The sequence below is a fragment of the Acidiluteibacter ferrifornacis genome (assembly GCF_009909615.1).
In the GTDB taxonomy this organism is placed as follows: Bacteria; Bacteroidota; Bacteroidia; order Flavobacteriales_E; family Vicingaceae; genus Acidiluteibacter; species Acidiluteibacter ferrifornacis.
The window spans coordinates 255,648-269,561 of sequence record NZ_WWNE01000005.1; the positions used below are offsets into that span (position 1 = coordinate 255,648).

17 protein-coding genes are annotated in these 13,914 nt (G+C 34.2%); 6 read left to right on the plus strand and 11 right to left on the minus strand.

What is annotated here, in order from left to right:
• Together GQN54_RS05400 and GQN54_RS05405 are read left to right on the plus strand one after the other, a co-directional pair.
• Positions 1-1,023, plus strand: a complete 1,023-nt coding sequence (locus GQN54_RS05400; protein WP_160632495.1) for a FecCD family ABC transporter permease — start codon at positions 1-3, stop codon at positions 1,021-1,023.
• Complete coding sequence (locus GQN54_RS05405; protein ID WP_160632496.1) at positions 1,020-1,808, plus strand: ABC transporter ATP-binding protein; 789 nt, start codon at positions 1,020-1,022, stop codon at positions 1,806-1,808. Before GQN54_RS05400 ends, GQN54_RS05405 begins: the two co-directional genes overlap by 4 nt.
• Here GQN54_RS05405 and GQN54_RS05410 read toward each other — a convergent pair.
• From GQN54_RS05410 to GQN54_RS05420, 3 genes are read right to left on the minus strand one after another with little or no spacing between them, the layout of a single operon-like run.
• Positions 1,801-2,022 (minus strand): hypothetical protein, encoded by a 222-nt coding sequence (locus GQN54_RS05410; protein ID WP_160632497.1) that lies wholly within the window; start codon positions 2,020-2,022, stop codon positions 1,801-1,803. The genes GQN54_RS05405 and GQN54_RS05410 overlap by 8 nt on opposite strands.
• The gene (locus GQN54_RS05415) at positions 2,012-2,665 is read right to left on the minus strand and encodes an SCO family protein (RefSeq protein WP_160632498.1); all 654 of its coding nucleotides are present in this window, start codon (positions 2,663-2,665) and stop codon (positions 2,012-2,014) included. The genes GQN54_RS05410 and GQN54_RS05415 overlap by 11 nt, the downstream gene beginning before the upstream one ends.
• The gene (locus tag GQN54_RS05420; RefSeq protein WP_160632499.1) at positions 2,655-4,073 is read right to left on the minus strand and encodes a TlpA family protein disulfide reductase; all 1,419 of its coding nucleotides are present in this window, start codon (positions 4,071-4,073) and stop codon (positions 2,655-2,657) included. Before GQN54_RS05420 ends, GQN54_RS05415 begins: the two co-directional genes overlap by 11 nt.
• 184 nt (positions 4,074-4,257) lie before the next feature.
• Between GQN54_RS05420 and GQN54_RS05425 the strand changes: the two genes are divergently transcribed.
• The gene (locus GQN54_RS05425) at positions 4,258-5,061 is read left to right on the plus strand and encodes an alpha/beta hydrolase (protein WP_160632500.1); all 804 of its coding nucleotides are present in this window, start codon (positions 4,258-4,260) and stop codon (positions 5,059-5,061) included.
• Here GQN54_RS05425 and GQN54_RS05430 read toward each other — a convergent pair.
• Positions 5,058-6,656 (minus strand): peptide chain release factor 3, encoded by a 1,599-nt coding sequence (locus GQN54_RS05430; protein WP_160632501.1) that lies wholly within the window; start codon positions 6,654-6,656, stop codon positions 5,058-5,060. The two genes, GQN54_RS05425 and GQN54_RS05430, sit on opposite strands and share 4 nt — an antisense overlap.
• A gap of 142 nt (positions 6,657-6,798) precedes the next feature.
• Between GQN54_RS05430 and GQN54_RS05435 the strand changes: the two genes are divergently transcribed.
• Positions 6,799-7,170 carry a hypothetical protein gene (locus tag GQN54_RS05435; RefSeq protein ID WP_160632502.1) on the plus strand — a complete coding sequence of 124 codons (372 nt, stop codon included), beginning with the start codon at positions 6,799-6,801 and terminating at the stop codon, positions 7,168-7,170.
• Between the two features lie 63 nt (positions 7,171-7,233).
• Here GQN54_RS05435 and GQN54_RS05440 read toward each other — a convergent pair whose 3' ends face one another.
• Complete coding sequence (locus tag GQN54_RS05440) at positions 7,234-7,773, minus strand: methylated-DNA--[protein]-cysteine S-methyltransferase (protein WP_160632503.1); 540 nt, start codon at positions 7,771-7,773, stop codon at positions 7,234-7,236.
• A 180-nt stretch (positions 7,774-7,953) separates the two neighbouring features.
• On the opposite strand from GQN54_RS05440, the gene GQN54_RS05445 reads away from it, so the two are divergent.
• On the plus strand, positions 7,954-8,208 hold the full coding sequence (locus GQN54_RS05445; RefSeq protein ID WP_160632504.1) for a DUF4235 domain-containing protein: 255 nt from the start codon (positions 7,954-7,956) through the stop codon (positions 8,206-8,208).
• A gap of 18 nt (positions 8,209-8,226) precedes the next feature.
• On the opposite strand, the gene GQN54_RS05450 is transcribed toward GQN54_RS05445, so the two are convergent.
• From GQN54_RS05450 to GQN54_RS05475, 6 genes are all read right to left on the minus strand, one after another.
• Positions 8,227-8,826, minus strand: a complete 600-nt coding sequence (locus tag GQN54_RS05450; protein ID WP_160632505.1) for a DUF1684 domain-containing protein — start codon at positions 8,824-8,826, stop codon at positions 8,227-8,229.
• Positions 8,823-9,590: a hypothetical protein gene (locus GQN54_RS05455; protein WP_160632506.1), complete on the minus strand. Its 768-nt coding sequence runs from the start codon at positions 9,588-9,590 to the stop codon at positions 8,823-8,825. Before GQN54_RS05455 ends, GQN54_RS05450 begins: the two co-directional genes overlap by 4 nt.
• Before the next feature lie 116 nt (positions 9,591-9,706).
• Positions 9,707-10,936 carry a hypothetical protein gene (locus GQN54_RS05460; RefSeq protein ID WP_160632507.1) on the minus strand — a complete coding sequence of 410 codons (1,230 nt, stop codon included), beginning with the start codon at positions 10,934-10,936 and terminating at the stop codon, positions 9,707-9,709.
• Positions 10,937-10,958: 22 nt separating this feature from the next.
• Positions 10,959-11,594 (minus strand): DUF2306 domain-containing protein, encoded by a 636-nt coding sequence (locus GQN54_RS05465; RefSeq protein ID WP_160632508.1) that lies wholly within the window; start codon positions 11,592-11,594, stop codon positions 10,959-10,961.
• Between the two features lie 111 nt (positions 11,595-11,705).
• A complete protein-coding gene (locus tag GQN54_RS05470; RefSeq protein ID WP_160632509.1) occupies positions 11,706-12,575 on the minus strand; it encodes a LytR/AlgR family response regulator transcription factor in 870 nt (289 codons plus the stop codon).
• Positions 12,568-12,975 (minus strand): potassium channel family protein, encoded by a 408-nt coding sequence (locus GQN54_RS05475; RefSeq protein ID WP_160632510.1) that lies wholly within the window; start codon positions 12,973-12,975, stop codon positions 12,568-12,570. The genes GQN54_RS05470 and GQN54_RS05475 overlap by 8 nt, the downstream gene beginning before the upstream one ends.
• Positions 12,976-13,154: 179 nt before the next feature.
• Here GQN54_RS05475 and GQN54_RS05480 point away from each other — a divergent pair, with 179 nt between their 5' ends.
• Entirely contained in the window at positions 13,155-13,895 is a 741-nt protein-coding gene (locus GQN54_RS05480) for a DUF4197 domain-containing protein (RefSeq protein ID WP_160632511.1), read from the plus strand.
• The last annotated feature ends 19 nt before the right edge of the window (positions 13,896-13,914 follow it).

Here is a 13,914-nt window from a genome sequence, read left to right on the forward strand (position 1 = left end):
TTGAACTCTAATGCATTAAAGTGGGGACTGCTAATTGGTACATTACCAATATTCATTGCGTTAAACGTTATGTTTGGTTCTATTACTATTCCATTTGCTGACATTTTATCCATTCTTTTGGGGCAAGATTCAACTTCTTTGGCTTTTGAAACAATCATCTGGAATAGTAGAATACCTAGAATACTAACCGCCATTTTATGTGGAGCTGCCATTTCTATTAGCGGACTACAAATGCAAGTTCTTTTTAGAAACCCATTAGCCGGGCCTTATATTTTAGGCATCAGTTCAGGTGCTAGCCTTGGAATTTCGTTGTTAATAATGGGAGCAAGCTTTTTTTCTATCACATCATTTGTTTACACTAGTTGGACTTTGGCCATTGCATCAACATTGGGAGCTTTATTAGTACTTTTTATTGTTTTTGTTATTTCACTAAAAGTTAAAGATATAATGACTGTTTTGATTGTCGGAATAATGCTTGGCTCTTTCACTACAGCGCTTATTGGTGTGATGCAATATTTCAGTTCTGCCGATCAATTGAAAACATTTATTATCTGGACAATGGGGAGTTTGGATGCAGTAAATTATGAAGAAATTTCGGTAATTACTCTGGTCGTTACAATTGGAATTCTAATTGGTGTATTTAATATCAAAGCCTTAAACCTTTTATTATTGGGGGAAGGATATGCCAAAAGTATGGGACTTAATTTATCCAAGAGTCGTTTGTGGATCATTTTAAGCACAGGGATGTTAGCTGGAGGAATTACCGCTTTTTGCGGACCTATAGGATTTATTGGCATCGTAGTTCCCCATCTTTGTCGTATTTGGTTTAAAACTGCTAACTCGAAAGTACTTTTTCCAGCTTCAATTTTGATGGGTATTAATTTTATGTTGTTGAGCGATTTTATTGCGCATGTTCCTAACTCTGATATTGTTTTGCCTATCAATTCAGTTACCGCCATTCTTGGTGTACCGATTATATTTTGGATGGTTTTAGGACAGAAAAAAATATCAAATAGCATATGAAAGCGCCAGTAATACAATTAAAATCCGCATTAGTAGGGTATGGGCATAGGGAAGGAGTCTGCCCAATTATGCTACCTATTAATGTTTCCGTTAAAGAAGGTGAATTTATATGTTTAATCGGTGAAAATGGAAAGGGAAAATCAACCGTACTAAAATCCATCTCTGGAGAAATACCTTATCTATCAGGAGAAGTATTAATTAATGGAAAATTACTTCCTTCTATTTCTGCTAGTGAACTAGCAGAACAAATGAGTTTAGTGCTCACTGATAGAATTCAGATAGGTATGATTACTGTTGGTGAATTGGTTGCTTTCGGAAGGTATCCATTTACCAATTGGTTGGCTAAAATGACACCGCTTGATTTACAAATCGTTCATGATGCCATGGACAGTTGTGGAGTTCTGAATTTGAAAGATCGCTATTACAGTAATTTGAGTGATGGAGAAAAACAAAAGGTTGCCATTGCGCGAGCACTAGCTCAACAAACGCCCTTAATACTGTTAGATGAGCCGTTAAACCATTTAGATCTTATAAATAAAGCAGAAATATTTAGTTTGTTGAAGCGGCTTTGTGTGGATTTCAAAAAGACGATAGTAATCTCTACTCACCAAGTAGAGTTAGCTTTACAAGCTGCAGATAAAATTTGGTTAATCAATGGGAAACATCAATTAATTGAAACTACACCTGAAGCCGCAATTGAGAATCATTTGTTTGAAGAGGCATTTATTAGTGATAAAGTGAAATTTGATCCACTTACTAAAACTTTTCAGCTAAAGGCTATTTAGTGGGAGCGCCATAAATTCGCCTTCTTCTTTTCATTTCCCGTTTCATTTTTCGATTACCTTTTTTCTGATCTTTTTCATAACCATTAACAACCTCTACACTTGGAGGTTTTCGGCCCATACCTTTTTTGTCAACCCCTTTGAAACCTTTGTATGGATTGCATCCGAGTAGTGTTATGAAACCCATAATAAGGAATCCTATGGCTTTACTTTTCATTCTTTAGCTTTTTGATGTCTGCAATCAATCGGTTTACATCAGTTTCGGAAGTACCGTCATAAAATCCCCGAATTCGTTTTTTCTGGTCAACTAAAATAAAGTTTTCAGTATGTATAAAATCATTCATTCCACCAGTACCTTCCGTTGTTACTGCAAAATAAGATTTTCGAGCTAAGCTATAAATTTCTGCTTTATCTCCGGTTAAGAATGTCCATTGTTGGGGATCTGCTTGATGCAAGGTCGCATACTCCTTAAGGATAGCAGCTGAATCATATTCAGGCTGTACCGTATGTGATACAATTTTAAAAGTAGTATCCCCTGAAAAAGCTTCTTGAACCCTTTCTAATTGGTTACTCATTACAGGGCATATCGTTGGACAAGTGGTGAAAAAAAAATCTGCTACATAAATCTTATTTTCCAAGAAACTATTGGAAACCGTATCACCATCTTGATTCACCAACTTAAAATTTCTAATCCTATGGTTTTTATAGATTTCCCTTTGATTCTCATCAACCAGTTTTGGATTTAAATCCTTAGGACTGTATATTTTTAATGGTTGTTCTTTATCCAACATAAAATAAGCGATGACCATACCTGTGAGCATTATAGCACCGCTGATGATAACCCCAACTTTACTTCCCATTTGCTTTTTTATCTTGCTCGATTAATATACCGATGTAATCATCTAACGCTTCTACTTCAATTTTCTTAATTAGTATCTTTTTCTCTTCATCTAATAGGTAAGTTTGAGGAGTGCTGTATACATCATATAAATGTCTAAAATTGCTAGTAAAATCGCCACCATCTGATCCATTAATCCAGTCTAAGTTATTGTCCTCAATGTATTTCAACCATGTTTCATTTTCAAAATCATTTCCTACTGCAAATACTTCGAGACCTTGGGTTTTGTATTTATCGTATATCTTCTTTAGTACCGGAGTGGACTTTTTACAATGTCCACAATCAGGAGACCAAATGTAGACTATAGTGTATTTAGCGTTAACATCATACAATTGAAGATATTTTTGTTGTGACGGATCTTTAACGATGATGTTAGGTGCTTTTTTACCAATAAGTAATGGTTCTAAGGCATCAGCTCTCTCCTTAATTTTTTTGATTTGCTTGTCTGTGACCCAATCTGCTTTACCTGCTAGATAATATTTTCTCGCCATATGCACAAAAATGGCATCCATCCCAATGTATTCAGATTTTTCATAAGTGGAAGTAATGTAACTCAAAGTGTATCTAAATATTTCAGGATTTGTAGCTCTGCTCAATAAATAGTCTCCAGCTACAATAATACTGTCCGGAATTTGAGGAGTTAATTTTGTGATGTAATATTCCATTTTATCATTGTAAGCAGGACTATTTAGGAATCGTTCATCATTAAAATCGATGTGGTCGAATAGATGAGCTTTAGTGTAGTAATAAGCAAAAGAGCTATCAATCTCACCTTTTTTGTTTTTCGGAGCTTCAGGAACATCCGGGTACTCCATAGCTTGTAAAAATTTGGCAGTAAACGATTCTTTGTTTTTTTCAAAAAAGTTTTTTCGATAATCATTTACCTCTTTATTCAATTCAGTCATTTGTTTTTCAAGCTTCTCTTTTTCCTTTTTAGAGCTATTGGTATCCTTTTCTGCAGCTCTGTAACTTGCCATCAGTTTTTGTTGACCAGTCAAGTAGTTCATATACTCATAAAAAAGCGTGTTCTCAGGACTACCAATTATTTTCATATTCTTTATCATGTCGGCAGTATCTGTCGTCATGCTAAAGTTTTGTCGGTCAACAAAAAAGTCAAAAAATCTACTATTATTGGCAACTATGGAATACATTCCTTCTTTTAAAGGTTTTTTTCCGGTGAAAGTAAATTCACCATTATTTACAACTGCTGTATCTTTATAATATTGGCCGCCACCATAATAATTTGAGAGGTAAATTATAGAGTCTTGTATTCCTTTTATTTTAAATGTTAATCGATAAGCATCTTGAGCAAAAAGTTGAACGGAAAGTGCTACAAGAATGAATGTTAGTAAGCTTTTTGAGTTCATCATAGAAAATTCATTTACTATCAAATTTACGATTTATAGATTCTATTTTAAGAAATTAACGAACGTTAACAGCAAATACCAAAGAAGAGAAGGCGACATTGAGGTATGGCATAAAAGGTGTAATTAAAAAATGGTTTATCAATCTTTTTTGACTTCTGTTTTCACTTTTAATCTGTATTATTGAATCATGGCAACGCCCCTTTGGATCACACTTATTATTGGCTGTATCATCGCAATTATTTTTGGGATCATATTTGGTTTTTATTTGCTTCAGGAGGCATTGATATTCAATCCTGTAAAATTGAATAAAGACTTTAAATTTCACTTTGATAAAACATTTAAAGAGCGCTGGTTTAATGTAAGTGAAAAGATAGCATTAAATGCTATTCATTTCCTGGTAGAGGATTCTAAAGGCTTGATATTTTATTTGCACGGAAATGCAGAGAATGTAAAATATTATGGGGAAGAAATTCAACATTTAACGGATTTCGGATACGACATACTACTTTTTGATTACAGAGGTTTTGGAAAAAGTGGAGGCAAGCTCAAACGGGAAAGGGATTTACAACGAGATGCAAAAATTATTTATCAGGAAATGCTGAAAGAGTATGATGAATCTAAAATCATAATTTATGGCTATTCTTTAGGTACGGGTATCGCTGCTCGATTGGCTAATCGGAATCACCCGAAAGCTTTAATCTTGGAAACTCCGTATTACAATTTCATAGACCTGATTAGGTGTCATAAAGCCTATTTGCCGGCAGACCTAATTACGAAATATAAATTCAGAACCGACAGATATTTAGATCAAGTGACTTGTCCTATTTATTTATTTCACGGCACAGAAGACAAACAAATTCCTTATAATTCGGCACTTCGACTAAGCAATTTACACCCTAAAGCAAAGTTTATCAGTATAGAAGGAGGTACTCACAACGATTTGATGAGTTTCCCCGAATTTAAAAAAGAAATAGCTTCAATTTTAGGTTAAGCATACATCGCAGCTTTGTTCATTTCTGAAGTAAAGTGAAATTTTATATCTGGGTAATTGTCCATAGTGATTTGCAATACCCCTCTAGTTTGCGCCAAGAATACCAAATTTTCATCCTTATCATTTACGATATAATTCGACTTCAATCGAACAAATTCATCTAAAATATCTTTTTTGTCTGAAGTAATCCAACAGGCTTTATAAAAATTCAATGGATGAAAATTACAAGTCGCGTTGTATTCGTGTTTTAAGCGGTATTGAATTACTTCAAATTGAAGTTCTCCAACTGTTCCTATGTACTTTTTATTCCCCATTCGTTGTGTAAACAGCTGAGCAACACCTTCGTCAGTTAATTGAGCAATTCCCTTTTCTAATTGCTTAGTTTTCATAGGATCTCCGTTAACAACTTCTTTAAAAATTTCAGGAGAGAAAGATGGAATTCCTTGAAACATAAAATTCTCACCTTCTGTTAGAGTGTCTCCAATTTTAAAGTTGCCAGTATCGTATAAACCTATTACATCGCCAGGGAAAGCTTTTTCGATTAGGTTCTTCTCTTGTGCCATAAAGCTTGTCGGGTTGTTGAACCTCATTTTTTTGTCCAATCTTACATGATGGAAAAACTTGTTACGCTCAAAGGTCCCGGAACAAACTCGTAAAAAGGCGATACGGTCACGGTGATTAGGATCTAAATTCGCATGGATTTTAAACACAAATCCACTGAAATTTTCGTCAGTTGGCATGACTTCTTTTCCTTCAGCTTCTCTAGCTTTAGGATTGGGTGCGATTTCAATGAACGTATCTAACATTTCTCTAATACCAAAATTGTTTACTGCACTTCCGAAAAATACTGGAGCAATACGACCTTCTAGGTATTCTTTTTTCTCGAATGGTTCGTACACGCCTTCAATTAATTCCACATCTTCTCGCAGTTGATCTGCATATTTACCAACTAATTCATCCAGTTTAGGGTCAGACAAATCACTAATGGTCACAACATCTCTTTCTATTTTTGTTTTATTAGAACTAAAAAGGTTTACATTTTTATCTACTAAATTGTAAACTCCCTTGAAAGTAGGACCTATGCTAATTGGCCAACTTAGAGGACGAACATTTATGTCTAATTTTTCTTCTAGCTCATCTAATAAATCAAATGGATCTTGACCATCTAAATCCATTTTATTGATGTAAACGATTACTGGAGTGTTTCGCATTCGACAAACCTCCATTAATTTTTCCGTTTGGGTTTCCACACCTTTTACACAATCAATAACTAAGATAACACTGTCTACTGCTGTCAAAGTTCGATAAGTATCTTCCGCAAAGTCTTTGTGACCAGGAGTATCCAACAGGTTAATTAATTTGCCTTTATATTCAAATCCCATTACAGAAGTAGCAACAGATATACCCCTTTGCTTCTCAATTTCCATAAAGTCAGAAGTTGCCGATTTGGTGATTTTATTATTCTTAACGGCTCCTGCAGTTTGAATGGCTCCTCCAAAAAGTAGTAACTTCTCAGTCAAAGTTGTTTTACCAGCATCCGGGTGGCTAATGATGCCAAAGGTTTTTCTTTTGTTGATTTCTTCTTGTAATTTCATGAAATGGATTTGAGACCGCAAAATTACGAAATTTGAAAAGGAGTTCGTAAACAGAATGAACGAAATCCGTCTTATTTAAATGGTGGAGATCGGTAGTTGAAGTGAAGTAAATTTTATTATTTTCGAAAAAAAATAAAATACTATGAATTACTTGAAAAAGGGTGCTGTTTTATCATCCATTTTAGTACTTGCAGCTTGTAGCAGTAAAATTAAAAATGAGACCGTTTCAGAAGTTGCTGAAGTTAATGAAGAAGAGCAACTAACATTTGAGATGCCCAGAATGAGTGGACAAGAGTATAAAGCAATTGATGAAGATTTATCTTCAAAGGGAATTGCGGTAATGAATAATGAAACTGGTGAGGCTAACTTCGTAGTTTATTGTTTTGGAGAACTCAATGATGTGGAAGACTGTATGCGTCATTTTTCAGATATGAAAAAAGGTCAAAAATTGAGTGTTGGATCAATAACGTTGGATGGAGTAGAGAAGCATTATGCCTATTTATTGAAGAATTAATTAGAGTGATTCACCAAGGCAGCTCGTGCATTAGCGAGCTGCTTTTAGTGGATCAAAATCATTTTAGCTAAACAGGGAGAGTTGTTCTGTGTTTCCTGCTTTGTTTTCTAGAGAAAGTAACTTTTGTTTAGCACGCAAACCGCCTGCATAGCCAACTAATTTTCCATCAGTTCCTATAATTCGATGACAAGGCACTATTATAGAAAGTGCATTTGCACCATTTGCTGATGCTACGGCTCTTATAGCTTTAGGATTATTTAAATTCTCAGAAAGTTGGAGGTAACTCGTTGTTTTACCATATGGTATTAAGAGTAATGCTTGCCAAACCGATTTTTGAAATTCGGTTCCACAAAATCGAATGGGGATATTAAATGCAATACGTGATCCTTTGAAATATTCTTCTAGTTGTTCTATAGTTGAATGTATTAAGCTTGAGTTAGAGAATTGATAAGTAGCGCCTAATTCGGTTTGAATTCTTCGATCAATGGCTAATCTCATTTTTCTATGTTTCCAGTCGCAAATGACTAGCTTTTCTTGAAAAGACCCTAATATCAATTGGCCATAGGGAGAGTTGTAATCTTGAATTTGAATTAATTTATCCATGATTTAGTAAAATTTCAGTCTTGGTAACATAATTCAAATCTAAATTGTGTAGACGAGTTCTGTCTAATTTTTTCTACAATTAAGAATGACTTTTGTTATTTATTTTATTAATTATAAATGCTTTACAAATTGGATTGTATTTTGCCTTTTAAAGTTTAGTAAAAACTTAAACGAACAATAATGGACAAGGATACAAAGAAAATACTAGTAAACGGAATTGCTATTTTAAGTGCATTTGCATTGAAAAAGGTTGCAGAAAAGCTCATAGAAAAATCAACAGAAGATGGTATCCCTGACGAGCCTGAAAATCCTTCAAATAATCAAACTTGGCCTCAAGCCATTGCTTATGCGGCTATCTCAGGTGCTGCAATTGGTGTTTTTAGGCTTATTGCAGAGCGCACAGCCAATCAACAATTAGAAAAAATTTATGACTAAAGTTGTATAAATAGATTTCTATTTTTTATCTACATACTTTACTCCGGCATTGATGGGTATATGAATGTCATTTTCTCTAGGAGGTATAGGACATGAATAGTTAGCATTGTAAGCACAATATGGATTATACGCTCTATTAAAATCAATGACTAAAATGTCGGATTCTGTAATTTCTAGGTCAATATATCTACCTCCTCCATAAGTTTCAGTTCCATTGGTAGCATCGGTGAATGGAAGAAATAAGTAATTTTCATATCCTTCTTTATTTTTTAAGTCTTCTGATTGATAAATAGTAAGCTCAATTGGGAAAGAATCAATTTGAAACGCAGCTTTATAAAAAGGGGAGTACAACGGAAGTCGATTGGTGGTGGTTTCCATTTCAAAGATTTCGACTTCTTCAATGCGTTCAATTTTAGCAACTACCACAAAATTTGTATCTATCGGATAAAATGGTAATTCTTTGAATGAAATTCGATCTTCAGTTTTTAATGGAGATTTCAAAGAATCAGCAAATTCCCTGTTTAACTGGTCTTGAAAGGCTTTAGCAGCCTCATATCTAGTTTGACCAAAAGACAACAGTGTTGAGCAAACAATAGCAATAAGAAATAATAGTCTCATAATTTTTGAATCTGAACTTGAGTATATACATTTTCACTCCATGAGCTTCCTTTACCAAACCCATTGTTGTTAGCACTAGTAATGGTGCACCTATGCTGCACTATGAATAATTCTTCACTAGTTCCAATCTCGACTATTATCGACATTTGACTAGAAGTGGAGGCAAACTTATTGGAATAACTCATTGTACCCGCGCCTGTAACTGCGTTTTTGGTAACGTTAAACAGTCTTACTTGATGTTCATCTACCTCAAAAGCAGGAGCAGAGATTGTAATCAAATAAACACCCGAGTCAATACTAATAGTGTCATTCAAGAGATTGACATTCGATAAATCACCACTAATGGTATTTAAATCTCTTTTTTGCCAAGACCCACTAAAGAACTTACCCCCATTGGTATTAACCGGCTTCTGATCACTGATTAGAGTAATTCCAGAGGTAGAAGAGTTTATAACATTGCTAATATAGGTGATGTTAGAAGTGCCACCTAAAGTATCCCAAGAAGCACCATTAAAGAAGTAAAAACCTTTAGTTCCATTGGTTTGAAAGACCATTAACCCCGTGGCAGGAGATGGAATGGAAAGGCGTTCTGAATCCAACATTCTTGGAGCTAAAAAGCCTTTGTCAGTAGAACGTAATTCCATAATGGAGGATTCATGTGGATTTCCACCGTCTTTATCAATTAAAACAGACTGACCAAACCCAGATTGGAGTGTGAAGACTAAAAGAATAATAAATGCTATTTCTTTAAAGGCAAGATTCAAGTGAAGAGTTTTGAATGAGTGTTGTCGAAACAAATATACATCAACCAAGGGTGATTTTCCTTATGTATTGGTAATAAACTTTGTCACTTGAGGTATAGTTATTATTACTTTTCAATCTAGAATATACGTCCGGGAAAGATCACAAAATCTATAAAATTGAATTCCAATTGATCCATTGAAATAGATTTCCCATTTGGCATATTTACATTCAAATTAGGAAAATACCTTAAATGAGTTCTTAAATAAAACATCTGTAGTCGATTGGGTCGAATATCCCAACCTACGGTTATACCCGGTTTAATACCACTATAATCATTTGTTGTGCGAATACCTGTTTGATTTTGTTGCACTTCTAGATATTCATAACTAAGAGCAGGGCCAATAAATGGAGCGAACCCGTGATAATCACCAAAATACTTATAAGCCTCAAGCGTTAATGCTTTTCGATTAGCTGATTGCTTAAAATCATACGCTTTTATTTCACTATTGTTTTGACGGTATGCCATTTGTATTTGAAGGTCAGGTTTATGCCAATAATATCCTAATCCAAATTCAATAAATACGGTTGCTTTATGATGATCAGCATACGGTGCTACCGATTCATTATGATTAGACTCTTTTGTGTAAAAAGCTGAAGATGGACCGACTCCCAAAGTCAAACCATTTAATTTCTTGCGTTTAGCCAATGTGTCGGTAACTGCTTGTGTGCGTCCGCTTTTCCAGTCTTTCTCAGCACTTAGGGTAGTTTCGATCATCCATTTGTAACCAATGGATAGCCAAAGAGGAGAAGTGTTGATGTTGATAGACTGAGAGGGAGAGATGAAATACTTATCACCTGATTGAAAATTATACCCTGCTCCAAGTTCAATTAAGTGATTTCCTTTATTGAAGATTAATCCTGCGGTTAATGGATATTTGAATCTTGTTAAAGTAGCTCCGTTTCCTTGTTTATAGTTGTGGCTCAAAAAAGCTGTTCCTATGAACGGCCTTATGGTATTGTGTTTGATTTGCCAAGGAAGGTATCTAAAACCGGTTTCCACACCTGCATCAAAACCACTATTGTTCCAGTTAACGATAGGTATTGCAATATAAAAATCTGCATGACCCCAAAAGTGAGTTCCCCCAATGATAAGTCGGGAACTATACTGATCTTCTATTCGAAATTTTTCCAATTCATTGGAAGTATTTAATCTAAAAGAAGAGGAACCTTCTCCTAGATTTACTTTTGAATCAAATCCAATGGTCATTTGTGCAAATCGATGTCTAGTTTTACCGCCATCGATATACGTTTGAGCTTGTATTGAAGTAACAAACAGACTGAGTAAAATTATTTGTAAAAGTTTCATGACTTTAAGTTGAATTGTTAGATTATTTTTTACTTGCGTACTTTTTTGTGTAATACATAATCATGGGAGTTAAAACTAGTGAAGGTAAAATCCATGGCAACCATTGCGGTTGAATAGAACTATACCATTCTGTTCTAGGCCCAGCTGTAACAATAAAAGCAGTTACTGTAGCTATATAGGTACCCATCATCATTCCAATATGTCTTCTAAGCCATGCCATTCTTGGAATAGGAAGACCTCGTGTAGTTTTTATAAAAATTCGAATATCACCTATCACTAAACTGATGCTAATTCCTCCAAATATCATCAGAACAATGTTTAGTGAATATATCATTCCAATCATGTTCAAAGCTCCAATTCCTAAAACAATCCAGTCCAAACTATTTGGTTTTAGCGTTTTATTTTGAATGCTTCTATAACCACTATAATTCATGTACAGTGAAAAAATTGCTATCATGAACAAGAAAAGGTTTTGTTTCAAAACTGATATAAGAAGCGCAGAAACTATTACCATAAGCATCGCATAAAAAAATACTCGACCAATTTTTTTATGTTGTTTGTTTCCTTTCTTTAGAATAAAAACAATTAGTCCACTAGTTAATGCGGTAAATCCTGAAATGATGTGGATGATCAATGAGAAATTTAATATTGTTTCCATAGTTATTTGTTTTTAGCAAATATGTGATGGAATTCATCGCATTTCAAGTAAAAAGGGATGTCTAGCAACTTTAGGGAGGAAAAGCAAAAGAAAATGGACCAAATACAAGTCTTAGGGGCGAATGGTAAGGAGCTCTTTAATGGTTGTATTGTGGGAACGACTAACAGGAACTCTCTCATCAGTATTCTCTAGGTGTAGTTTAAACCCTTGAGCATTTCCTGAAATATGTATTACCTTATTTAGATTAACAAGGTAGCTTTTATGACATCTAAAAAATTGAGAAAAGGAAGAAAGTTGACCATCTATCGATTTTAAGGTATTTCGCAATAGGATGGAAGTAAACTTATTTTGTTTTAAATAGAAAACTGTAATATAATTATCCGCAGATTGAATGTAAATTAATTCAACTGGCATCAAAATTAATGAGTCTGTATTGTTTTCCGATTCTAGAATAATTTGTTGGGGTAACTGCTCAGATTCTTCTGTTTGGGACGTTCTTAATTTATTATTTATTGTAGTTGCAGCTTTTTCAAACCGATTTCTTAATAATTTTTGATTGGTAAAAATAAAAAGAAGCAAAGGAAAAAAAGCAAGAGCTACCGTATACCCTTCGAAAATCAATAAGTTGCCAAAAGATAGGTTGGCGACTTCCATAAGGTTAGAATAAAGTAGATTAGCTAATCCAATGCAGGCAACATTTACGATTGACCAAAATACCTGTTTACCTACGTTCCAGTTTTTTTCAAGAAAATAATTTTGAAAAATTGACGGTATTAGGATATTTAAAAAAGACATGGTAATCAGACAGGCGAATCCGTATCCTGAAGTAAGTTTCAAAATACCGAAAGGGTAATTATTCAATCCAAACGGTTGAAAAAAGTAAAGAAAAAGGAAAACGAAACTACTCATCAGAAAAGACTTCTTCCAGTTGGAGGCATTGGAGTTTTCTGTAGGGTAGGGTGCTTTCAGTATTTTAATCATGTTCAATTTTCGTATCCGTATGGGTATAGTCAGTGTCTTTATATTTTTCACTTGATGATGACCTTCGCCTTTTGTATCGCTTTCTTTTCCGGTCTTTATCATCTGTTTTTACATTGTTATAATGATTATAAACTGTATTGATGAAACTCAAAATAATACCAATTCCAATAACGATATAAAAAATTGTAAAAACTTTACCTGGAGCTGTTTGTGGAGAGTAGTCTCCATAACCAACTGTAGTTAGGGTTATTACGGAAAAGTAGATGCTATCTATCCAATCCCAACCTTCAAGGAAATGATAAACAACCGATCCTATTGCTAAAGTAATAAAAGTGGTAATCAGTAAGTCTCTATAATCTTCATTTTTAAGGAAAGAGACTAACGTTCTAAAAAATATCATGTGTGTTCTAATAGTGTTGTTCAAATATAGTTCAGAGAAATCATTGAAACAAAATTCAAAAGGATACTTTATTAACTATCAAATTTTAATTTGTTTTAAACATTTCATTTTATCGACCAACTAAGGCTGCTTATAGAAACTACTTTGTTGAAATGCAACATTTCTTTTATCTTTCACCCATGAAAAAAAGGATCGTTTTATTAAGTACTTTATCTATATTATTATTTAGTTGTGATACTATGCAACCATTAGTAGGGGAGTTAGGTAGAGCTATTCTGGAAGAGCCGACAACTGCAGTTCCTACAGAATTTGAAATGGGTAGTGGATTAAAAGAGGCGCTAATTAAAGGTACTAAAAAAGGTGTGGCCAACTTGTCTGTAGAAGGTGGTTTTTTGGATAATCCAATGGTAAAAATACCTTTTCCCGAAGAGTACGATAAGGTAGCGAATACATTAAGGGATATTGGTTTAGGGAATCAAATTGATCAAGTTGAATTATCTTTAAATAGGGCAGCCGAAGATGCAGTTATTGAAGCTTCTCCATTGTTCGTAAATGCAATCACTTCAATGACAATTCAGGATGCACAAGAGATTCTTTTTGGGGGAAAAAATGCAGCGACTAACTTTTTAAGAGCCAAGACTACAGATGATTTAATTGTAGCATTTTCGCCTAAAATTAGTCAATCATTGGATCAAGTAAATGCCACAAAGTATTGGTCTGATGTTACCAATGTGTATAATAAAATTCCATTTGTAACCAAAGTAGATGGCGATTTGACCAATTATGTCACCACAAAAACAATTGATGGGTTATTCTTGAAAATTGCTCAAGAAGAAGAAGAGATCAGAGAGAATCCGATTGAACGAACCTCTTCAATTTTGAAGAAGGTGTTTGATTATGCAGCCACTAAAACAAAGTAAATAAAAGAAAAAAGAACAG